The following is a 21,559-nucleotide window of genomic DNA, read 5'->3' as shown; positions in this document are numbered from 1 at the left end:
GGCAACAACCTGAGCGTTAGCATCATCGGCACCAACGATCAGTTCACTCTGACCAACTGGTACCTGGGTAGCCAATACCACGTGGAGCAGTTCAAAACAAGCGATGGAAAGACGTTGCAGGACAGCCAAGTACAAAACTTGGTGCAAGCCATGTCCGCCTTCTCGCCACCAGCGGCCGGACAAACAACTTTGCCCGCCAACTATGCGGCGGATTTGTCGCCGGTGATCGCCGCCAACTGGCAATAGACCGTTGATTGAGGGGCGGTGGTTGTGCGCCGCCCCTTCTTCCACTGCCCAGGCACTGCGGCCTCGGCTCGCCGGTGGCGCCCACCCACCGCAAAACATTCAACTCAGCTGAAACCGCCCCATCTGGTGCGCCAGTTCCACCGCCGAGCTGACACCCATTTTTTCGAAGATGTTGGCGCGGTGGAATTCCACGGTGCGTGGGGTGATGCCGAGGTGGTCGGCGATGTTTTTGTTGTAGTGGCCTTGTAGCAGTTCGTCCAGCACCTCGCGTTCGCGCGCACTCAGGCTGGCCAGGGCCTGGCGCAGGCGCTGGGCTTGCTGCATTTCTTCGCTTTGCACCGTGCGTAGAGCGGCCTCCACTTTGTCCACCAGCACGTTGTCCTGGAAGGGTTTTTCCAGAAAATCCCAGGCACCGTTTTTCACCGCAGCCACCGCCATCGTGACGTCGCCATGGCCGGTGAGAAACAAGACCGGCCACGGGCAGTTGAGGCTGCGCAGTTCTTCGAAAGTGGCCAGGCCCGATAGTGGCTCCATGCGGATATCCATCAACACCACCGCAGGAGACCAGAGCGCGCCCTGCGCGCGCGCCGCCGCCAGAAACGCTTCGCCCGATGGCCAGGCCTGTGCCTGGTGGCCGCGCGAGTCGAACAGCCAGACCAGGGCATCCCGAAAGTCGGCGTCGTCGTCCACGATGTGGATGGCGGGGTTCACGGTCTCCATCTGTGTGTCTCCTTCTTGTGGGGCCCTCTGTTGGGGCTGCTTGGGGGCGGTTTCAGGGCACACCCACTTGGGCAACGGGCCAGGCTGCGCTCGCTTCAGGCGGCCTGTTGCGTGCTGCCGGCCAGCGGTATGCGCACGGTGAAACAGGCCCCGCCCAGATCCTGCGATTGTCCAACATCGATGCGACCGTGGTGGGCCTCCACAATCGATCGGCAAATCGCCAAACCCATGCCCATGCCGTCTTCCTTGCCACTGAAAAAGGCATTGAAAATCTGGTCGCGCTGGTCTTCGCCCACGCCGGGGCCGCTGTCGCTCACCGTGAGCAGCAGGTTGTCGCCCACGGTCTGCACGCTCACCTGCACCTCGGGTGCGGCCGTGCTCTGGTGGGCCCAAAATTCCGCGTTGCCCACCAGATTGCTCAAGGCGTGTTCCAGCAGCAGCGCGTCCGCGTCTATCCACACCGGCTCGGGCGGCAACAGCAGTTGCAAGGGCAGTTGGCGTTGGCGCTGCAAGGGTGCGAGCACGCGGCGCAAGAAAGCGTTGATCTCGACACGCTGCCAAGTCATCTCGCGGCGGCGGGCAAAGGCGTTCACGCGCTGGATGATGCGCCCGGCCTTGGCCGAGAGCTGCTCCATGCGCTCCACCACCGACTCCAGTTCCTCGTTGCTCAAGCGCCCGCTCTTCAGGCGGTTGAGCAAGCCGTTGGCGAAACCACTGAGCGCACCCAGCGGCTGGTTGAGTTCGTGGGCCAGGGTGGAAGCCACCTCGCCCATCGCCACGAGGCGCCCCGAGGCTTCCAGTTTCTCTTGTTGCCGCGCGGCCGTGCGCTCGGCGCGCTTGCGCTCGCTGATGTCGATCACCGAACTCATCCAGCCCAATTGGGCACCGTCGCCATCGCTCAGCGGTGCTTCGTGGATCAGCACATCCAGCAGCTGCCCGCCCTTGTGCTGGAACTGCACCTCCACGCCCGCGCGTTCGGTGCCTTGCGCGATCACACCCTGGTGGACGAGCTGCAGCTCGTCGGTCTGTGGCTTGGGCCAGTAGGGCAGTGGCGCCTGGCGCCCGACCAGTTCGTGGGGCTCAAAGCCCACCATGCGGCAAAACGCCTGGTTCACATACAGGATGCGGCCCTGCAAATCCCAGGCACGCAAGCCCACGGTGACCGCGTTTTCCATCGCGCTGCGCAAGGCCACCTGGGCTTGCAGCTGCGACTCGATGCGTTGGCGCTTGACGAAGTCGCGCCGCAAGGCGTACAGACTGGCCAGCATGCCCAGCAGGCACAACATGGCGACCAGAAAAAACATGCGCGGCACCGTGGCGGAATCCGAACGGATGCTCTGCACCTGCAGGGCCAGATCGGTGCCAGGCAGTTCCAGGTAAGCGTTGTAGTGCTGCGCCTCGGTTTTGGGTGCCCAGGCCATTTGTTGCTCGTCCATCAGCACCACCTCGTGGTTCTGGCGAAACCAGGCCGGTATCAAGGCCTTCACCGCTTCGTCCAGCGACAAGGCCGCAAGGTAGTTGCCCGAAAATACACCACGCTCGAACAAGGGAACCGCCAGCCACACGGTGTATGCACCGGGCGGCTGGCCCTTGGGCACGGGGCCGGCGTAGCTCGGACGCCTGAGCGAGCGCGTGATGTCTTGCATCACCGACAACATCTCGGCGTTGCCGGGCTGCGCTGCGGCATCGGCTTGCAGGCGCGCCAGTATGGGCGGCGCCGACGCGTGCGCGCCCGCCGCCAGCCAGCCATGGGCCAGCACCACGCCCGGCTGGCGCAGCAACAGGCCGGGGTTGAACTTGCCTTCGGGCGGCTGGCCTTCTGCGCCCTCGGCCTCGCGCGCCTGGTGCGCCAGCACTTGCAGGTCGTCCTCCAGGCGGCGAAAGTGGAAGCGCGCGCTTTGCTCCAGCCACTGGGCGTCGGCGGTGCGGCGGCGCTGGCCTTCGTCGGCTTCGAAGGTTTGCAGGTACAGCACCAGCGTCACCACCGACACCGCGAGAAACAGCAACAGGCCCAGCAACCACAGGGTGGCGTGTTTGCCACGCCCGAGCAGGCCAACGTTGCGGCTTTGCAGCAAATCGAAATCAAACAGGTTTTCGAACGGCGGAGGGCTCATGTCGGGCACACAGGTGAGGAGTCGCTAGCATAGCGGGGTGATGGAGACATACAACCCAGCCCGAACGGGCGCGCGCCTGTGGCGGCTTTTGGCACTGCCCTGCTTGGCGCTTGTGCTGCTGTGCACGCAGACACCTGCGCACGCGGGTTTGTTGATCCGGTTCTCGCATGTGGTTGCCGAAGACACCCCCAAGGGCCTGGCGGCACAACGCTTCAAGGTGCTGGTCGAGCAGCGTTCACAGGGACGCATCACGGTGGTGGTGTACCCGGGGGCGCAGCTGTATGGCGACCGCGACGAGATGGAGGCCTTGCAGATCGGTGCGGTGGAGATGCTGGCGCCGTCCTTGTCCAAATTCGGTCGGTTGGGGTTTCCCGAATTCGAGCTGTTCGACCTGCCCTTTTTGTTCGGCAACATGCAGGAGGTGCAAATCGTCACCACCGGACCGGTGGGGCAGAAGTTGCTGGCCGGTCTTGCGCGCCAGCACCTGGTAGGGCTGGGCTACTTGAACAACGGCTTCAAGCAGATGAGCGGCAACCGCCCCTTGCTGGAGCCCGCCGATTTTGCGGGCTTGCGCATGCGGGTGCAGGCCTCGCGCGTGATCGCGGCCCAGATGCGCGCGCTCGGCGCCTACCCGGTGGCGCTGCCGTTCAGCGAAACCCGCGAAGCGCTGGGCCAGAACGTGGTGCGGGGCACGGAAAACCCGCTGTCCAACTTCTGGACCCAGAACATGCACACGGTGCAGACCGACCTCAGTCTGACCAACCACGGCTACCTGGGCTACGCCATCGTGACCAGCGAGCGCTTTTGGCTCAGCCTGAACGAAGCCGACCGCATCCTGATCTCGCGTGCTTTGCGCGAAGCGCTGGATTTCGGCAACCAGATCGCCGACGCGCAGAACGACAAGGCCTTGAACGCCCTGCGCGAATCGGCCACCACACGCGTGCACACCCTCACGCCGGCGCAGCGCACCCGGCTGCGCAAGACTGTGCAACCGGTGTACGAACAGTTCAACCACCGTGTCGGTCCGCAATGGATTCGGGACGTTGAAAAAGCCCTGGCGCGCTGACAGCGGGCCGACAAAAAACCGCCGCCGGCCGCGCCACCTAGGGTTTTCCCGGCTGTTGAACGCCACAGTTGGCAGAGGCGCCACAAAGCCATAACCTTGACGCAGTTCAATCTGGACTGATCCCAAGCACTGGAGACAACCTCATGAAATTGAAGATCGCACTGGCCTCGGCGCTGTTCGCCTTTGGCCTCACCACCCACGCCGCCCCCATCGTCATCAAGTACAGCCACGTGGTGGCCGACGTCACGCCCAAGGGCCAGGCGGCTTTGAAGTTCAAGGAACTGGCCGAGAAGAAGCTGGCTGGCAAAGTCGAGGTGCAGGTGTTCCCCAACAGCCAGTTGTTTGGCGACGGCAAGGAAATGGAAGCCCTGCTGCTGGGCGACGTGCAAATCATCGCGCCTTCGCTGGCCAAGTTCGGCAAGTACACCCCCAAGCTGCAGATTTTTGACCTGCCCTTCCTGTTCACCGACCTCGCTGCGGTCGACCGTTTCCAGTCCGGCAAAGAAGGCCAGGAGTTGCTGAATTCGATGAACAAGAAAGGCATCACCGGCCTGGGCTACCTGCACAACGGCATGAAGCAACTGTCGACCAACAAGCCACTGGGCATGCCCGCTGACGCCAAAGGCCTGAAGTTCCGCATCCAGGCGTCCGACGTGCTGGAAGCCCAGTTCAAGGCCGTGGGGGGCAACCCACAGAAGCTCGCCTTCGCCGAGGTCTACCAGGCCTTGCAGACCGGTGTGGTCGATGGTGCCGAGAACCCTTGGTCCAACATCTACAGCAAGAAATTCCATGAAGTGCAGGGCTACATCATGGAGAGCAACCACGGCGTGCTCGACTACATGGTCATCGCCAACACCAAGTGGTGGGAAGGCCTGCCAGCCGACATCCGCAAAGGCCTGAACGAAGCCATGCAAGAGTCGATCAAGTACGGCAACAAGGTCGCCAACGACGAAGACGCCGAGTTCCGCAAGAAAGTGATTGCCGACAACAAGGCCAAAGTGTTGCCCATGAACCCCGAGCACCTCAAAGCCTGGCGCGCCGCCATGCAGCCGGTGTGGAAGCAGTTTGAAGGCGAAATCGGTGCCGACCTGATCCAGGCGGCACAGAAGGCCAACAAGTAAAACGGCCCAGGCTCCCAGACCTCAACCCCTCGAACCCCGGCACTGTCCGGGGTTTTTTCAGGACCCATCATGAAAATACTCGACCGTCTCGAAGAGTGGATCATGTCGCTCATGCTGCTGGCCATGACTTCCCTGGCCTTTCTGCAGGTGGTGCGCCGCTACGTGTTCAACACCGGCTACTCGTGGAATCTGGAGCTCACCACGGTGTGCTTCGCGATCATGATCTTTGTCGGCATTTCCTACGGTGTGCGGGTCGGCTCGCACATCGGTGTGGATGCGCTGGTGCGCCTCATGCCCGAAGGCACGCGCCGTGCAACGGCCATCGTGGTGGTGTTGCTGTGCCTGGTCTACGTCGGCTTTGTCATGGTGGGTGCCACCGAATACGTGAGCAAGATGAAGGACGTGGGCATCGAGTTCGATGACATGCCGATCGAGCGCTGGCAAGTGCTGATCATCATGCCCATCGGTTATCTCATGGTGGCCTTTCGTTTCCTGCAAATCCTCTGGAACCTGATCACCGGCAAAACCACCAGCCTGCACCTGGCCGATGAAGCCGCCGACGCCATGAAACTCAAAGCCGAAGAGGAACCCGCATGAACACGCTCGTGCTTTTTGCCTGCCTGTTCGCCTTTCTGGCGCTGGGCATGCCGGTGGCCATCGGTCTGGGTCTGTCCAGCCTGCTCACCATCTATTTCTTCTCGCAGGATTCGCTGGCTTCGATGTCGATCAAGCTGTTCGAAACCAGCGAGCACTACACGCTGCTGGCCATCCCGTTCTTCGTGCTGGCCGGCAACCTCATGTCCACCGGTGGTGTGGCGCGGCGCATGGTGAAGTTCGCCATCGCGGCGGTCGGCCACATGCGCGGTGGCCTGGCCATCGCGTCCATCCTGGCTTGCATGTTGTTCGCGGCGGTCTCGGGCTCCAGCCCGGCCACGGTGGTGGCCATCGGCTCCATCGTGATCGCCGGCATGGTGAAAAACGGCTATACCAAGGAATTCGCCGCGGGCGTGATCTGCAACGCCGGCACGCTGGGCATTCTGATCCCGCCTTCGATCGTGATGGTGGTGTACGCCGCCGTCACCGAGGTGTCGGTGGGCCGTTTGTTCATGGCGGGCGTGGTGCCGGGCATTTTGCTCGGCCTGATGCTCATGGCCGGCGTGTGGTGGCGGGCAGGCAAGCTGCAGCTCACCCCACCACCCAAGGCCAAGCTGCGCGAGGTGCTGTCCGCGTTCCGCGAGTCCATGTGGGGCCTGGCCTTGCTGGTCATCATCATGGGCGGTATTTACGGCGGTGTGTTCACACCCACCGAAGCGGCTGCCGTGTCGGCGGTGTACGCCTTGTTTGTGGCCGTGTTCATCTACCGCGACCTGGGCTTCAAGGACCTGCCCGAGGTGTTCCTGGAATCGTCCAAGACCACCGTGATGCTGATGTTCATCGTCGCCAACGCGCTGCTGTTTGCCCACGTGCTGACCACCGAGCGCATTCCGCAAACCATTGCCGAACACATACTGGCCGTGGGCATGTCGCCCTGGATGTTCCTGATCGTGGTCAACGTGCTGCTGCTGGTGGCAGGCGCCTTCATGGAGCCGACCGGGGTGATTCTGATCCTGGCACCCATCCTGTTCCCCATCGCGTCCCACCTGGGCATCGACCCGATCCACCTCGGGGTGATCATGGTGGTGAACATGGAGATCGGCATGGTGACGCCGCCCGTGGGTCTGAATCTGTTCGTGACGGCCGGAGTGACCAAGATGACGTTGATGCAGGTGACCCGCGCCGCCCTGCCCTGGCTCAGCATCTTGCTGGTGTTCCTGGCCATGGTCACCTATATCCCGGCGATCACCTTGGCGCTGCCCAACGCCATCTTCGGCCCTTGATCTAAGGTCCTGATCCCAAGCACCAATCGCCCCTTCTGGGGCGATTGGTCTTTTGGTGCCTGCCTGGCGTTGCTCAGGCGTTGGTGACGACCCGATCCGTTGCCCCTGGTGGCCTCAAACGCCCCAGACGATATCGACTTTCGCGCCTTCGCAGCGCTGGACCATTTCGATAAAAGGTGCGCAGCGCATGCGCAGACCCACCGGGTCGAACATCGGCGCTTCCTCGCCTTTGGCCAGCGCCTCTTCCACCAGGCGTTTGTGTTCGGCCTCTTCAAGCACGATGGCCTCGCGCAAGGTGGTCACGGCGGCGGACATTTGCGCAACTTCCAGAATCCCCGGGCCCGACGGCTCTTTGCCCAGCAGCTGCAGAATGCGCTTGCCGTGCGGCTCCAGCATCACCAGATCGCCGGTTTCGCGTGATTTGAAACGGTATAGGGACATGTTGGGCTCCTGTGTGTTGTTGTTCTGTTCATTCTGCACCACCGTAAAACCAAGGCAAGCAGCGCAACCAGGATCATCGGGTTTACCCGATTGGTTGAATTTAATTTATGCTTAAACTATTTCAGCATGAAGACAAATTCTTCGGCGCCTCGCCGCATCCTGTGCATTGGTGGTGGACCAGCAGGCCTGTATTTCGCCTTGCTCATGAAACGCCGCGACCCCAGCCTCACGGTCACGGTGGTCGAGCGCAACCGCGCTTTTGACACCTTTGGCTGGGGTGTGGTGTTCTCCGACCAGACCTTGCTCAATATGCGCCAGGCCGATCCCGAGTCGGCCCAGCTCGTGGGCGACGCCTTCAACCACTGGGACGACATCGAGGTGTTCTACAAGGGCGGTCGCGTGCGTTCGGGCGGCCACGGGTTTTGTGGCATCGGGCGCAAACGCCTGCTCAACATCCTGCAGCAACGCTGTCTGGACATCGGGGTCGACCTGGTGTTTGAGACCGACGTGACCGACGACCAGGCTTTGGCCGAGCAATACCAGGCCGACCTGGTGATCGCCAGCGACGGTCTGAACAGCCGTGTGCGCACCCGCTACGCCAGCAGCTTCCAGCCCGACATCGACACCCGCCTGTGCCGCTTCGTCTGGCTGGGCACCCAAAAGACGTTCGACGCCTTCACGTTTGCCTTCGAAGAAACCGAGCACGGCTGGTTCCAGGCCCACGCCTACAAGTTCGATGGCGATACCTCCACCTTCATCGTGGAAACCCCGGAAGCGGTGTGGAAGGCGCACGGCCTGGACAAGATGGAGCAGGCCGAAGGCATCGCCTTTTGCGAAAAGCTGTTCGCGCCCTACCTCGACGGCCACGCGCTCATCAGCAACGCCACCCACCAACGCGGCTCGGCGATCTGGATCCAATTCCCGCGCGTGATCTGCAACACCTGGGTGCACCACCAGGCCATCGCCGGGCGCAGCGTGCCCATCGTGCTCATGGGCGACGCGGCCCACACCGCACACTTCTCCATTGGCAGCGGCACCAAGCTGGCGCTGGAAGATGCGATCGATCTGGCCGACGAGTTTTCACGCGCCGCCGGCACCGATGAAACCGTGGGCGAGGTGCTGCAAGCCTACGAAGCACGGCGCAGCGTGGAGGTGCTGAAAATCCAGAACGCGGCGCGCAATTCCACCGAATGGTTCGAGCACGTGGACCGCTACACCGGCATGGAAATCCAGCAGTTTGCCTACTCGCTGCTCACCCGCAGCCAGCGCATCAGCCATGAAAACCTGCGCCTGCGCGACGCGCAGTGGCTCGAAGGCTACGAAACCTGGCTGGAACGCAAGGTCAACCCCCAGGCGCAAGCCAAACACCCCACGCCACCCATGCTGCTGCCACTCGCTGTGCGCGGGCTCAAGCTCAAGAACCGCATCGTGGTGTCGCCCATGGCGCAGTACAGCGCGGTGGATGGCACGGTGGGCGACTACCACCTGGTGCACCTGGGTGCCCGTGCCATGGGCGGCGCCGCGCTGGTGATGGTGGAGATGACCAGCCCGACACCCGAAGGCCGCATCACGCCCGGCTGCCCCGGCCTGTGGAACGGTGCGCAACAAACCGCGTTCCAGCGCATCGTCGATTTTGTGCACACCAGCAGCAGCGCCCACATCGGCATACAGCTCGGGCACAGCGGGCCCAAGGGTTCGACGCAACTGGGCTGGGACCAGATCGACGAGCCGCTGCCCGCTGGCGACACGCATGGCAACTGGCCGCTGCTCGCTGCCAGTGCCCTGCCCTATGGTCCGCAAAACCAGACCCCGAAAGCCATGGACCGCGAAGACATGGATGCACTCACCCAGGCCTTTGTCGAGTCCACCCGGCGCGCCGCAGACGCGGGTTTCGACTGGCTGGAGCTGCACGCCGCCCACGGCTACCTGCTCTCGGCGTTCATCTGCCCGCTCACCAACCAGCGCAGCGATGCCTACGGTGGCACGCTGGAGAACCGCTGCCGCTACCCGCTGGAGGTGTTCACCGCGATGCGCGCCGTCTGGCCGGCCCACAAACCCATGAGCGTGCGCATCTCGGCCCACGACTGGGCGCCCGGCGGCAACACGCCCGACGACGCCGTGGCCATGGCGCGCCTGTTCAAAGCCGCCGGTTGCGACGTGATCGACGTGTCTTCCGGCCAGACCACACGACAGGCCAAACCGGTGTACGGCCGCATGTACCAGACCCCGTTTGCCGACCGCATCCGCAACGAGGTGGACGTGCTGACCATGGCGGTGGGCGCGATCAGCGAGGCCGACCACGCCAACAGCGTCATCGCCGCCGGCCGTGCCGATCTCTGCGCCGTGGCGCGACCGCACCTGGCGAACCCGGCGTGGACGCTGTTCGAAGCCGCCAAGCTGCAAAGCACCGCCATCGAATGGCCGCGCCCCTACGAGAGCGGGCGCGACCAGCTCTACCGCGAGATCGCACGCCAGCAGGCGCTGCAAGCCACGAACACCCCCAGCAACACGCCGGAGAACGCATGAGCACGCCCCTCGACCTCGAAGCCCGTGCCCACAGCGAACACGCGCAGTCGCTGCGCCTATGGTTGCGCCTGCTGACCTGCTCGCAACTGGTGGAAAAGCGTGTGCGCACCGGATTGCGCGAACAGTTCGACACCACCTTGCCGCGCTTCGACCTCATGGCCCAACTGGAGCGCCACCCCGAAGGTCTGAAGATGAAGGAACTGTCGCACCGGCTCATGGTCACCGGTGGCAACGTGACCGGCATCACCGACCAACTGGTTGGTGAAGGTCTGGTAGAACGCATGGCGGTGGACGGCGACCGCCGCGCTTTTCTCGTGCGCCTGACCCCGCGCGGACACCAGCAGTTCGCCGACATGGCGCGCCAGCACGAGGACTGGATCGTCGAAGCCTTCGAGGGCCTGAGCCCGCGCGAGATCGACGGCCTGCACAAATTGCTGGGCAAGGTCAAGCAACACCAACTCGCCCTCAACCAGCGCCAGGCGGACACCGCCGACAGCGAATAAACAAACCGAGCCCGCACATGCAACACCCCATTCCCGCCCACAACCCGATGCACCCGCAATACCGCGCGGTCGCAGACACCGCGCCGCAGCACTTCGCTTGCAGCGTGCAAGACGGTGTGGCCACCGTCACCTTGAACCGGCCCGAGCGCAAAAACCCGCTCACCTTTGAGGCCTATGCCGAACTCGGCGCCTGGTTCAGCGGTTTGCAAAAAGCCACCGACGTGCGCGCTGTGGTGCTCACCGGTGCGGGCGGCAACTTCTGTTCGGGTGGCGACGTGTTTGAGATCATCGGCCCGCTCACCAAGATGAGCATGCCCGAGCTGCTGGCCTTCACCCGCATGACGGGCGCACTCGTGAGCGCCATGCGCGCCTGCCCGCAGCCTATCGTGGCCGCGCTCGACGGCGTGTGTGCCGGTGCGGGCGCCATGATGGCCCTGGCCTCCGACCTGCGCCTGGGCACGCCGCAATCCACCACGGCCTTCCTGTTCACCCGCGTCGGTCTGGCCGGCGCCGACATGGGCGCTTGCGCCCTGCTGCCCCGCATGATCGGCCAGGGCCGTGCCAGCGAACTGCTGCTGACCGGACGCGCCATGACGGCCCAAGAAGGCCAGGCCTGGGGCTTTCTGAACGCGGTGCACGAGCCCGATGCCTTGTTGCCCGCCGCGCACAAGCTGGCCGCGCAACTGGCCACCGGCCCGACCTTCGCCCACGGCATGACCAAGACCATGCTGCACCAGGAGTGGGCCATGACGCTGGACCAGGCGATCGAAGCCGAGGCCCAGGCCCAGGCCATTTGCATGCAAACACAAGACTTCACCCGCGCTTTTGAGGCCTTCTCGGCCAAACAGCGTCCGGTGTTCGAGGGCAACTGAGATGGTGGCTTTTGACCGCCCGCACCCGCACCTGCCGTCACCCCAGCAGAACCATCTGGAGCTGCCGTTCTTCGACGACGCCCATCGCGCCATGGCCAAGCCACTCGCCGTCTGGACCAGCGAACAAAGTGTGGACGAAGCCGACGACCGCGCCGCCTGCCGCGAATGGGTGCGCTTGCTCGCACAAGGCGGCTGGCTGCGCTATTGCGTACCCGCCGCACACGGCGGCGCCTTGCCCGCGCTCGATTCGCGCGCGCTGGTGATCTTGCGCGAAACCCTGGCTTTTCATTCGCCGCTGGCCGACTTCGCCTTCGCCATGCAAGGCCTGGGCAGTGGCGCCATCACGCTGGCAGGCACGCCGGAACAAAAAGACCGTTATCTGCCCGCCGTGGCCAACGGCAGCAAGATCGCCGCCTTTGCTCTGAGCGAGCCCGAAGCCGGCTCCGACGTGGCGGCCATGGCCACGCAAGCGCAAGCCTCGCCCCAGGGTTATGTGCTCAACGGCGAAAAGACCTGGATCAGCAACGGCGGCCTGGCCGATTTTTACCTGGGCTTTGCCAAGACCGATCCGGATGGCGGCACGCGCGGCATCAGCGCCTTCATCGTGGACGCGACCACGCCCGGCCTGGACAGCAGCGAGCACATCCACGTGATGGCACCACACCCGCTGGCCACGCTGCGCTTCAAAGACTGCGCTGTCGCTGCCGACGCCTTGGTCGGCCCGCTGCACGGTGGCTTCAAGCTCGCCATGCAGACGCTGGACATTTTCCGCGCCTCGGTTGCCGCCGCCGCCCTGGGCATGGCACGCCGCGCCTTGGCCGAGGCCGTGGCCCACGCGAAGCAGCGCAAGATGTTCGGCCAGACCCTGGCCGACTTCCAGCTCACCCAGGCACGCCTGGGCGAAATGTCGGCCTTGATCGATGCCGCCTCCATGCTCACCTACCGCGCCGCCTGGCTGCGCGACTGCAGCGCCAGCCAGGGCGCGGGCACTCCCGCCTACACCGCCGCGGCTGCCAGCGCCAAGCTCACCGCCACCGAAAACGCGCAGCGCGTGATCGACATGGCGTTGCAGATGCACGGCGGGCGCGGCGTGCAAGTGGGGCAAAAAATCGAAAGCCTGTACCGCGACATCCGGTCGCTGCGCATCTACGAAGGTGCGACCGAAGTGCAATTGCTCATTCTGGGCAAACACGTGCTGAGATGAAACACCCCCGCCGCGCTTTGCACGCCCCCATCAACAGACCCATGCCGACGGCCCAGCCTAGCGGCCCCGTGGCATTTACGGGATGTGAGCACCTCACCCGCCGCCAGTTGCGCGAACCCCCAAAATCGCCATCTGCGGCAAGGAGACTGTCATGACCTCTGTTCAATCGGATCGTTTCGTGCACGACCACCTGCCCGAACCCGAGCAGTGGCCGGAGCTGCGCTACGACCGCCCCGAGCTGCACCTGCCCACGCAGCTCAACCTGGTGCAGACCCTGTTCGACCGCGTCGAGGCCGCGGGCCACACCCAACGCCCGCTGTTCCGCAGCGAGGAGCGCCAGCTCAGTTACGCCCAGGCCCAGGTGGAGGTGAATCGCATGGCCCAGGTATTGACCCAGGACCTGGGCCTGGTGCCTGGCAACCGGGTCTTGATACGCGGCGGCAACTCGATCCAGATGGCCCTGGCCTGGCTGGCTGTGGTGCGGTGCGGCCTGATCGCCGTGGCCACCATGCCCTTGCTGCGCGCGCGCGAACTGGCCGCCATCATGGCCAAGGCGCGGCCCGACGCGGCCTTGTGCGATGCAGGCCTGTTGGACGAACTGCGCTCGGCCATGGACCTGTCCGCCGACACGCGCGAACTGCCCCTGCTGCACTTCAACGGTGGGGCGGGCAGCGACCAGGCCCGTTCGCTCCCCGCGCTGGCGCAACACAAACCCGAACCGTTTGCCCCCTGCCCCACTGGCGCCGACGACGTGGCCTTGCTGGCCTTCACCTCGGGCACCACCGGCACCCCCAAGGCGGCCGTGCACACCCACCGCGACGTGCTGGCCGCGTGCGAGACCTGGCCGCGCCACGTGTTGCGGGCCACGCCGGACGACATCGTCGTCGGCTCCCCGCCACTGGCCTTCACCTTCGGCCTGGGCGGCCTCTTGATCTTCCCCATGTGGGCGGGCTGCTCGGTCTATTTCCCATCGACCCCCTACACCCCCGAAACCATGGTGCAGACCATGGGCCGCGTGGGCGCCACCATCTGCTACACCGCACCCACCTTCTACCGCCAGATGGCGCCTTTTGCGCAGCAACAGGGTGTGGGCCCACTGCGCATCAGCGTGAGCGCGGGTGAAGGTCTGCCCGACGCCACACGGCAATTGTGGAAGCAGACCAGTGGCCTGGAAATGCTGGACGGCATTGGCGCCACCGAGATGTTCCACATCTTCATTTCTTCCCCGCCCGAAGCCGTACGCGCGGGCGCGGTGGGCCAGGTGGTGCCGGGCTATCAGGCGCGCATCGTCGGCGAAGACGGCCGCGAGCTGCCCATGGGCGAGGTCGGCCGCCTCGCCGTGAAGGGACCGACCGGCTGCCGCTACCTCGACGACCCGCGCCAGGCAGCGTACGTGCAGGACGGCTGGAACTACCCCGGTGACGCCTTCCGCCAGGACGCCGACGGCTATTTTTTCTACCAGGCCCGCACCGACGACATGATCATCACGGCCGGCTACAACGTGGCCGGCCCCGAGGTCGAGGCCGCTCTGTTGCAGCACCCGGCGGTAGCCGAATGCGGGGTGGTCGGGCGGCCCGATGAACAGCGCGGCATGGTGGTGGTGGCCTATGTGGTGCTCAAGCCCGGCCACGCGGATGACGCGACCCAGGTCAAAGCCTTGCAAGACCATGTGAAGCACGCACTGGCACCGTACAAATACCCGCGCGACGTGGTCTTCACCCACCAGCTGCCGCGCACCGAAACCGGCAAGCTGCAACGCTTTGCGCTGCGAAAAATCGCCAGCGGCGACGCGTGAACCGCCACCGCCCCCAAACCCAGACGCTTGAAGCGCTTTGACACGGACCACAACATGCAATTTCTCCACCCCCCTGGCTGGGCCGCACCCAAGGGCTACGCCAATGGCGTCGCCGCACGCGGCACGCAGATCTTTGTCGGCGGCCAGATCGGCTGGAACGCCCAGCAGGTGTTTGACAGCGACGACTTCATCGAACAGACCCGGCAAACCTTGCTCAATGTGCGCGCCGTGCTGGCCTGTGCCGGCGCCGGGCCAGAACACATGGTGCGCATGACCTGGTATGTGACCGACCGCGTGGAATACAACGCCCGTCTACGCGAACTGGGCGAAGCCTACCGGGAGGTCATGGGCAAACACTTTCCTGCCATGACCTGCGTGCAGGTGAGCGGCTTGATGGAGGCCCGGGCGCGGGTCGAGATCGAGGTCACCGCCGTGCTGCCGGACTAGGAGCCTGCGCGAAAAACCCGGCCGCTGGTCGAAAAAAAACCGCTGTCGGCTGGGTGCCGAAAGCGGTTTTTTTAGGTAGCGCAGGAGGCCTTTCCGAACGGCAGCGACCTCCCCCAGACCTTACTTGACCAGACCGGTGACCTCGATCGAGACACGGCGGTCGGCCTGCAAGCACTGGACTTGCTCGGCCTTGGGTGCCGTGGTGCTGCAACCCTGGGTGACCGGCTCGGTCTCGCCCCGGCCTTCGGCCGAAGCCTGCGCCGCTTTCACACCCAACGACTCCAGGAAACGGCGAACCGTGATGGCGCGTTCCAGGGACAAACGGTCGTTGTAGGTCAAGGAGCCCAGCCGGTCGGTGTGGCCGACCACCGTCAGCTTGTCGATGGATCGGTATTGTTTCAGGCGCTCGGCGACTTCGCGCAAACGCGCCTCGCCACCGGGCAACAAATGTGCGCGATCAGACTGATCGAACTCGAACAAGGCGTCGCCCAACAAGACAAAGCTTTCTTTGCCCGCCAGCATCACTGGTGCAGGCGCTGGCGCCGCAGCGACCGCTGCTTTGGGGGCGCCGCAGTTCGCGGCTTCTGCATCCGCGCGCTGCACGGCTTCTTCAACCATGGCGATGTGTGGTGTGGCCTGGCGCCAACCGGTTTGTTCCTGCGCATGACCGGCCCGTACCAGCCGCACCTCGGCACAAGCCACCGTGCGCGCCGTACAGGCCAGCGTCGCCGCTTGGCCCTTGTAGCCGTTGAGTCGGGCCCACAAATCGTCGCGTAAGCGCACACTGCCCGCCACCAGGGGGGTGTCTTGTCCCACGCGCGCCTGCTTGTCCGCCTCCAGCGCCTGCACGATCTTGAGCGACTCCTGCAACGATGCTTCCACATAACCGGTGCGGTCGTTCTCGTGGTACTGCGTCTTGGCGGTGTCGAGCCAGCACTGCGCTTTGGCCAGACCGTAGTTGCTCTGGGGCACACCGGCTTCGTTGAGCACGCGCAGGCGCTGCTGCACGGCATCCAGGCTCTTGCGGTCGCCCAGAATGCGTTCGTCCGTGATGCGCGCGGCCTGTGGCACCAGGCCGGCATTCTGCGCCCGGGTGGCATCGGAACCATCTGCCGCAGACAAGGCGGCACAGCCGGAAAGGGTCAAGGTCGCCAGAACGGCGGAAAGAGAAAGTGTGGTGCGCATGGCGGAATCGATCACAGCGAAAGGGCCAGCCGCCACAGAGCGGTTGGCCAGGGATGGAAGAACAGACCAGGATGTCATGAGCGGTCCTCGCGTCAGGGTTTGCCTGTTGCTGCCGGGGTGAGGGTCTTGTTCACACCCGCGTCCTTGCCCCGGAACAGGTCTTCGTCAAACTTGTAGCGCATGCCCAAGACCCAACCCCGGTTGGTGTAGTCGCTGCCCGACAGGTCTTTGTCCTTGAAGCCGCTCAGGTTGTAGCCCAGGGTCACCCAGAGGTTGTCCATGAGCACGTAACCGACCTCCAGGCCGTAGGCATACTGCCGTGCGCCGCCCGTGCCTTGCAGCACACTGAACAACCCACCCACCGACCAGCGGTTGGTGATGTCGTAGGTCACACGCGAACCCAGCAGCGCAGCGGAATACTTGTCGCGGATCGACCCCAGCAAAACTTCGTTGACCTGCTTGTAGGCAAAGCGGCCGCTGACCCACCAAGGGCGGCTGGGGTGGTAGTTGGCACGCACGCTGAAGATGCTCACGTCGCGGTCGGTGCCGTCGGTCCCGCCCAGGTATTCGCTGCGCCGCTCCACCACAGCCAGGGCATCAAAGCGGTTGCTGTCCACCGGGCGGTAGGCAAAGCCGAGCTGGAACCGGTTCTGCCGTTGGTCGCTCCCGGCTGCGGTACGCGGTGTGACCCGGTTGAAGTAGTCGCGGGCCAACAAGGTCCAGTCGCGGTCGAGTTTGCGCGCCACGCCCAGAGTCAGCAAGTGGTTGGTGTTGGCGCTGTCCTGCCGCCATTCGAGGCGACCGGACGCTTTCCACAGCTCGCTGGCGGTGTATTCCAGCCCGGTGCCCAGCGCGGTCGCATCGCCATTGGTCGCGGTCAGGCGCTCGGCATTGGTGACCAGGCGCAGCCCTTCGGCCAGGCGCCAGCCGTTGCGCAAACCGATCGCGGCCTGGATGTCTTTGCCGGCACCCACATCGCGCAGGCGGTATTCGCTGTAGAGCGAACCGTCTTGCATGTATTGCGTGTCCACACCCACCGCGATGGCGTTGCTGGTCTCGCCCACACCCAGACCATAGGCACCACCAAACTCCCGGCTGCGTTCGTAGCGCCCGTACAAGCGGGTCTTCTCGGCCACACGCCAATCGGCGCCCAGACGGTAGAGGTTGCTGCCGTCGTCACCCAGTTCGCGTTGCAATTCACCGGTCAGCGTCACGGTTTCGGTGGCCTTGAAGCCCAACCGGCCATAAATGGAGGTGCGATCCAGATCTTGCGGCGCGCTGGTGGTCGAGCCGTTGATGGGGGTACAGACCACGAGCTGGCCGGTGGCCGGATCGATTTGCTGGTTGCCCACCTGGCTGATGCCGTAACCGTTGTTGTAGCCCGTGCCACCCGATGCGCTGTTGGAACACGCGCTGCTGCTCAGGGTAGTCAAACCGGCAGCATCCTCCTGGACCTGGCGCACGCCAGCGCCCAGGGTCAGGCGTTCGCTCACTTTCAAGTCCATGCCCAGGGCCAGTGCCTGCGAGCTGCTTTCGCTGGGCGTGGTGGTGCGCTCGAGCTTTTCCTGGGAACGCAGGTATTCGGCGTTCACGCTCAGGTTCGGGTTGATTTTGTAGGCACCCGACACACCCACTTCGGTGCGCCCGCCGGTGATACCGGCTGCGTGGTTGTTGAAATCTTCACTGGCGCGGGCCGCGTAAGCCCGCGCACGCACGGCTTCGTCTTCGTGCCGGATTTCCACCCGCGCCGCGCCGCCGGAGACTTCGCCCGATTTGCCTGCAAAGTTGTTGCTGGTGTCGGTGTTGAAGCCGCTGGCAGGGTCGTTCACCACACTGGAGCTGTGGGCCAGCTCGGCGATGATCTGGGTCTTTTCGCTGAGCTTGAGCTTGAGGTTACCCCCCACCAAGGTGTAGGGCGCCGCCGGGTTTTCGTCTTTGGCCACGGCCACACCCAGGCTGAGCTTGTCGCTCAGGGCCAGGCGCAGATCGCCACCGTAAACGAGGAAACGGTCGCCGCCCTGGTCCACCTCGTAGGTGATGCGGATGGACACCGGGTTGAGCTGGTCGTCAAAGCTGGGTACCGGCGCGCGGAACAGGATTTGTCCGCTGAAGGGCTCAAACTCGTAGTCGCTGTTGCGGCTGAGCTGGGTCAGCCTGAGCACATTGGTGGGCTGGTTGCGATCGCGCACCACGATCTCGATCTTTTCAGAGCCGGTGACCCCGTTGGGGTTGGACACGCTGTACGGGCCCGACACACCCCGGGCCGGGAATTCGTCGATGACCTGGCGCAGACTGTCTTGGGCCACAAAGGCGTTGGCCGTGACCGCGCCTTCTTCGTAACGCCCTTTCAGTCCGGCCAGGGAGCGGCTGTACTGGCTCAGGCGGCGCGCGTCGTTGTCGTCCGTGGTGGTGTAGTCGCCATACAGCACAAAGCTGCGGTTGCGATCGACCCGTACATAGAGCTTCTTGGAACTCTGCGCATCCACGCCGTGCACGCTGCTGTCGCCATACACCGGGTAGAACGCATTGGGATCCACTTCCTGGAACAACTGGCGGTCGGTGTCTTTGTCGGAATCGTAGGCGAGGGTCAGCAGGTATTTGCCCTGGATCTTGCCCTTGAGGTAGACCGCCGCACGGGCGCCGAAACGGGTCTTGCCGCCGTTGAACTCTTTGTTGAAGCCTTTCAACTCGGTGTCGAAAGCGTCGTCCTCGCGCACCGGAACGATTTGCGTGGGGTCGAATTTGTCGGAACGCAAGCGCCCCTCGATCAGTCCTACCGCGATCATCTCGCGCAGTTCGGGCAGGTAGCGCACCGTCACCGTCTCGGACACGCCTTTGACGGAAACGCGCAAGGTCACGTCTTCCGGTTTGTACGGTGCCAGCAGCTTGAACCTGAGCACACCGTTCTGCGCCGTTGCCTGCACGCCGGGTGCAATGCGGTCCACATCGCCACGGTCGGCACCCGATTCGGACGTGCGACGACCAGGAAGCAGAATGCGGGCACCACCGTCCACCTCGACGGTGACGTCCAGCGCCTCGGGTACCGGCTCCCCCGTTTTGCCCAACAGCGAAACCACCACTTCGGTGGTTCCCACGCCGTCGGCGGGCAGGTTGTCGGCCGCCACCACCACGCGAATCTGCTCCACCGGAGACGACAGCCGCTGCAGGAACGACGTGAACGGGCGTGGGCCGATGCCCGGCTGCCCTGTGACCGCAGCGGACCCGGAAGTCGCAGAAGCGTCGGCGCTGGTGGTGTTGTCAGCGGGTTGGGCCAGAACGGCCGACACCAGCAAGGAAGCGGCCAAGGCCACAGGCGTCTTGTAGATCACTTGTTTGATTCGCGCGTTGCGGGTTGCGATGGTTGTCATTTCGCCACCCCCTGGCCTGGGGTGCTGGGGCCGTCGTACAGCACGCTCGGTAATATGGGCGCACCCTCATCGGATCGCCGCTGCGGATCAGGCCCCTTGGCCGGCGTTGGAGACAGCAAGTCGCCCTGCGCACGCCGTGCTTTGACCTGATCGAGCATGTCCGGCGAGCACGAACCCACGATGAAGTCCGCGCGGGCCATTTCTCCACCCTTCATGTCCACGAACACACTGTTGCCGTCGCCGGCGTTGCGGTTGCTCGAGGGCAGCATATGTGCGCCTTTGGGCAAGGTGCTGCGATCCACCTTGATGACATGGGTCTGGGGCTTGACACCACAAACGCTGTACTTGCCGTCTGCATCGGTGATGACGTAAGAGCCGTCCAGCATCACCAGGCGAACGCCTGGAATGCCGAACTCGCGCGATCCGCTGACGTTGTTCTGTACATGGTTGCCATCGCAATCCGTGTAGACCGCGCCCACGATACAGCCCTCGTTGCTGAACACACCGCCCTGAACCGTCACTTTGAAAGCGGCGGTGTTCGAGCGCACAGGGCCAGCTGGGCCGTCAAAAACAGCGGTGGCCCGGTTGATACCGTCGCCCTGCTGTGAACCCACGCCCAGGCGAACAAAGTAGCTCATTTCCACCACGCTGTTGGCCGCGACGTCTCCCAGCGCGAACACCAGCGAGCGTCCCGGACTGCCGGACGGATCGGCCAAGGCCGCGCTGCCTCTGCGGGCCGTGCCAGGGATGAAGCGGAAACCGGCGGGCAGCAGGTCTTCCACCCGCACCGCAGACACCACACTGCCAGCGTTATTGGTCACGCGGATGGTGTAGCGCAGCGAGTCACCAAGCTCGGCCACCGACTTTTCGCCCACTTTGCTCACCAGCAAAGCGCCGGTGACCAAAGGATCCAACGGGATGTGGTTGTTGAACACTTCACCAGGTCGCGACACAAAATCGTAGTCCAACGAGAAGTGGTACCGGGTACCGGGCAGGCCGTTCGTGCCCACGGCAGGCGGGCCCACTTGCGGCTGAACCTCGGTCAGGCCGTTGGGCACCACCAAAGTGGCTTGCGGCGCGGCCACGCCACCCGCACTTGCATTCGGCGCGGAGTACCCCGCAGGCGGAGTCACGCTCAGGGTGTAAATGCCCGAAGGTGGGGTATTCACAAACAAGAACTGGTAGGCACCGATGGCGCCCGTCACCATGGTCGCGCTGCCACCCACCAGGTGTGTCGCCGGATCGAAACCGGCCGGGCCGGCCATGCTGACCGTGGCACCGCTCAGGGGTTGCCGGGTTACCGAGTCGTAAATCACCCCGTTCGGATCCAGCGGCAAGTTCTGGCTCACCGTGTTGTCACCGGCGTACAAGGTGATGTTTTCGATGAAACCGGCGATCGTCACCGTCTGCGAAGCGGGCACCGCTGCCACCAAGGCGTTGGTGCCGGTAGAGGGGTTGCCTGCCTGCGTGGTCGCGGCCTGGTTGAAGGGCGTGCCCAGGATCACATTGCCCAGCGGATCCTTGAAGCGCAACTGGTAGTCGCTGCCCGGCATCTGGCCAGCGATGTTGTAGCTGCCGTCGGCGGCGGACGTTGTCGTTCCCACCACCACGGTCGCACTGCCCACCACCCGCAACAATTCGACGCGGTAGCCCGGGAGTGGCGTATCGACCCCACTGGTCAGCACACGGTTGCGGTCCAAGTCGTAATACACCTGACCGGAAATGGTGGCCCCGACAAAGTTGATGTTCGACACATCGCTGGCCGTGTTGTTGGTCGAGTCCGACTCGGGCGTCGCGGTCGCCACGGTACTCGTCACACCGACCGTCCCACTGGTGGTGCTGGGCACCGTGGTGGTGAAGGTGTAGGTCTGGCTTGCACCCGGGGCCAGGTCGCCCACCGTGTAGGTGATCTGTTGGCCGTTGGACAGCGTGACCGTGCCCACCACCGCCGTGGCGGTCGTGCCCGCCGCTGCGCTGTTGCTGAAGCTCACCGTGCCACTGACCACAGACCCGGCCACCGCTGTCGCGGGCAGGTCCACTTCGGTCGTGACGTCCGCAAACACCGCGCCACTGG

General features: G+C 64.3%; 16 protein-coding genes and 1 pseudogene. 11 read left to right on the top strand and 6 right to left on the bottom strand.

From position 1 onward, the window contains the following. The coding region (locus ABYB95_RS02240) for a calcium-binding protein (RefSeq protein ID WP_372656800.1) at nt 1–246 on the top strand (246 nt) is incomplete at its 5' end. A gap of 99 nt (nt 247–345) precedes the next feature. Here the strand turns inward: ABYB95_RS02240 and ABYB95_RS02235 are convergent. Together ABYB95_RS02235 and ABYB95_RS02230 are read right to left on the bottom strand one after the other, a co-directional pair. Beyond that, the gene (locus ABYB95_RS02235) at nt 346–966 is read right to left on the bottom strand and encodes a response regulator transcription factor (protein ID WP_372656799.1); all 621 of its coding nucleotides are present in this window, start codon (nt 964–966) and stop codon (nt 346–348) included. A gap of 95 nt (nt 967–1,061) precedes the next feature. Further along, nucleotides 1,062–3,080 (bottom strand): nitrogen regulation protein NR(II), encoded by a 2,019-nt coding sequence (locus tag ABYB95_RS02230; RefSeq protein WP_372656798.1) that lies wholly within the window; start codon nt 3,078–3,080, stop codon nt 1,062–1,064. A 112-nt stretch (nt 3,081–3,192) separates the two neighbouring features. Between ABYB95_RS02230 and ABYB95_RS02225 the strand changes: the two genes are divergently transcribed. The 4 genes from ABYB95_RS02225 to ABYB95_RS02210 all read left to right on the top strand — a co-directional run bounded on the left by ABYB95_RS02225 (nt 3,193) and on the right by ABYB95_RS02210 (nt 7,144). Then, nucleotides 3,193–4,146, top strand: a complete 954-nt coding sequence (locus ABYB95_RS02225; RefSeq protein ID WP_372656801.1) for a DctP family TRAP transporter solute-binding subunit — start codon at nt 3,193–3,195, stop codon at nt 4,144–4,146. A gap of 143 nt (nt 4,147–4,289) precedes the next feature. Continuing rightward, the gene (locus tag ABYB95_RS02220; protein ID WP_372656797.1) at nt 4,290–5,267 is read left to right on the top strand and encodes a TRAP transporter substrate-binding protein; all 978 of its coding nucleotides are present in this window, start codon (nt 4,290–4,292) and stop codon (nt 5,265–5,267) included. Between the two features lie 69 nt (nt 5,268–5,336). After that, the gene (locus ABYB95_RS02215; RefSeq protein WP_372656796.1) at nt 5,337–5,864 is read left to right on the top strand and encodes a TRAP transporter small permease; all 528 of its coding nucleotides are present in this window, start codon (nt 5,337–5,339) and stop codon (nt 5,862–5,864) included. Beyond that, nucleotides 5,861–7,144, top strand: coding sequence for a TRAP transporter large permease (locus tag ABYB95_RS02210; RefSeq protein ID WP_372656795.1), 1,284 nt, complete (start codon nt 5,861–5,863; stop codon nt 7,142–7,144). The genes ABYB95_RS02215 and ABYB95_RS02210 overlap by 4 nt, the downstream gene beginning before the upstream one ends. 114 nt (nt 7,145–7,258) lie before the next feature. Here ABYB95_RS02210 and ABYB95_RS02205 read toward each other — a convergent pair whose 3' ends face one another. Continuing rightward, the gene (locus ABYB95_RS02205; protein WP_372656794.1) at nt 7,259–7,585 is read right to left on the bottom strand and encodes a DUF1840 domain-containing protein; all 327 of its coding nucleotides are present in this window, start codon (nt 7,583–7,585) and stop codon (nt 7,259–7,261) included. Nucleotides 7,586–7,711: 126 nt separating this feature from the next. Between ABYB95_RS02205 and ABYB95_RS02200 the strand changes: the two genes are divergently transcribed. The 6 genes from ABYB95_RS02200 (at nt 7,712) to ABYB95_RS02175 (ending at nt 14,932) form a co-directional block, all read left to right on the top strand. Then, entirely contained in the window at nt 7,712–10,111 is a 2,400-nt protein-coding gene (locus tag ABYB95_RS02200) for a bifunctional salicylyl-CoA 5-hydroxylase/oxidoreductase (RefSeq protein WP_372656793.1), read from the top strand. Next, nucleotides 10,108–10,614, top strand: a complete 507-nt coding sequence (locus tag ABYB95_RS02195) for a MarR family winged helix-turn-helix transcriptional regulator (RefSeq protein WP_372656792.1) — start codon at nt 10,108–10,110, stop codon at nt 10,612–10,614. Before ABYB95_RS02200 ends, ABYB95_RS02195 begins: the two co-directional genes overlap by 4 nt. Before the next feature lie 17 nt (nt 10,615–10,631). Further along, on the top strand, nt 10,632–11,486 hold the full coding sequence (locus tag ABYB95_RS02190) for an enoyl-CoA hydratase family protein (protein ID WP_372656791.1): 855 nt from the start codon (nt 10,632–10,634) through the stop codon (nt 11,484–11,486). 1 nt (nt 11,487) lies between these two features. Beyond that, nucleotides 11,488–12,690: an acyl-CoA dehydrogenase family protein gene (locus tag ABYB95_RS02185; protein ID WP_372656790.1), complete on the top strand. Its 1,203-nt coding sequence runs from the start codon at nt 11,488–11,490 to the stop codon at nt 12,688–12,690. A 151-nt stretch (nt 12,691–12,841) separates the two neighbouring features. Then, nucleotides 12,842–14,485: an AMP-binding protein gene (locus ABYB95_RS02180; protein WP_372656789.1), complete on the top strand. Its 1,644-nt coding sequence runs from the start codon at nt 12,842–12,844 to the stop codon at nt 14,483–14,485. A 54-nt stretch (nt 14,486–14,539) separates the two neighbouring features. After that, a complete protein-coding gene (locus ABYB95_RS02175) occupies nt 14,540–14,932 on the top strand; it encodes a RidA family protein (protein WP_372656788.1) in 393 nt (130 codons plus the stop codon). Nucleotides 14,933–15,052: 120 nt separating this feature from the next. Here ABYB95_RS02175 and ABYB95_RS02170 read toward each other — a convergent pair whose 3' ends face one another. The 3 genes and pseudogenes from ABYB95_RS02170 to ABYB95_RS02160 all read right to left on the bottom strand — a co-directional run. Then, complete coding sequence (locus ABYB95_RS02170) at nt 15,053–16,195, bottom strand: OmpA family protein (protein ID WP_372656787.1); 1,143 nt, start codon at nt 16,193–16,195, stop codon at nt 15,053–15,055. Nucleotides 16,196–16,209: 14 nt separating this feature from the next. After that, on the bottom strand, nt 16,210–19,485 hold the full coding sequence (locus ABYB95_RS02165; RefSeq protein WP_372656786.1) for a hypothetical protein: 3,276 nt from the start codon (nt 19,483–19,485) through the stop codon (nt 16,210–16,212). Next, a pseudogene (locus tag ABYB95_RS02160) lies at nt 19,482–21,559 on the bottom strand (hypothetical protein); the annotation flags it as partial. The gene ABYB95_RS02165 and the pseudogene ABYB95_RS02160, both read right to left, overlap by 4 nt.

This window comes from Hydrogenophaga sp., assembly GCF_041633695.1.
Classification (GTDB): Bacteria; Pseudomonadota; Gammaproteobacteria; order Burkholderiales; family Burkholderiaceae_C; genus Hydrogenophaga.
This window is presented reverse-complemented; position numbering and strand designations above follow the sequence as displayed.

Excerpts from the sequence above, each read along its gene's own strand:
- ABYB95_RS02220 (WP_372656797.1), top strand. The coding sequence starts at position 4,290 with ATGAAATTGAAGATCGCACTGGCCTCGGCGCTGTTCGCCTTTGGCCTC.
- ABYB95_RS02175 (WP_372656788.1), top strand. The coding sequence starts at position 14,540 with ATGCAATTTCTCCACCCCCCTGGCTGGGCCGCACCCAAGGGCTACGCC.
- ABYB95_RS02235 (WP_372656799.1), bottom strand. The coding sequence starts at position 966 with ATGGAGACCGTGAACCCCGCCATCCACATCGTGGACGACGACGCCGAC.
- ABYB95_RS02200 (WP_372656793.1), top strand. The coding sequence starts at position 7,712 with ATGAAGACAAATTCTTCGGCGCCTCGCCGCATCCTGTGCATTGGTGGT.
- ABYB95_RS02180 (WP_372656789.1), top strand. The coding sequence starts at position 12,842 with ATGACCTCTGTTCAATCGGATCGTTTCGTGCACGACCACCTGCCCGAA.
- ABYB95_RS02205 (WP_372656794.1), bottom strand. The coding sequence starts at position 7,585 with ATGTCCCTATACCGTTTCAAATCACGCGAAACCGGCGATCTGGTGATG.
- ABYB95_RS02215 (WP_372656796.1), top strand. The coding sequence starts at position 5,337 with ATGAAAATACTCGACCGTCTCGAAGAGTGGATCATGTCGCTCATGCTG.
- ABYB95_RS02230 (WP_372656798.1), bottom strand. The coding sequence starts at position 3,080 with ATGAGCCCTCCGCCGTTCGAAAACCTGTTTGATTTCGATTTGCTGCAA.
- ABYB95_RS02210 (WP_372656795.1), top strand. The coding sequence starts at position 5,861 with ATGAACACGCTCGTGCTTTTTGCCTGCCTGTTCGCCTTTCTGGCGCTG.
- ABYB95_RS02170 (WP_372656787.1), bottom strand. The coding sequence starts at position 16,195 with ATGACATCCTGGTCTGTTCTTCCATCCCTGGCCAACCGCTCTGTGGCG.
- ABYB95_RS02165 (WP_372656786.1), bottom strand. The coding sequence starts at position 19,485 with ATGACAACCATCGCAACCCGCAACGCGCGAATCAAACAAGTGATCTAC.
- ABYB95_RS02190 (WP_372656791.1), top strand. The coding sequence starts at position 10,632 with ATGCAACACCCCATTCCCGCCCACAACCCGATGCACCCGCAATACCGC.
- ABYB95_RS02185 (WP_372656790.1), top strand. The coding sequence starts at position 11,488 with ATGGTGGCTTTTGACCGCCCGCACCCGCACCTGCCGTCACCCCAGCAG.
- ABYB95_RS02195 (WP_372656792.1), top strand. The coding sequence starts at position 10,108 with ATGAGCACGCCCCTCGACCTCGAAGCCCGTGCCCACAGCGAACACGCG.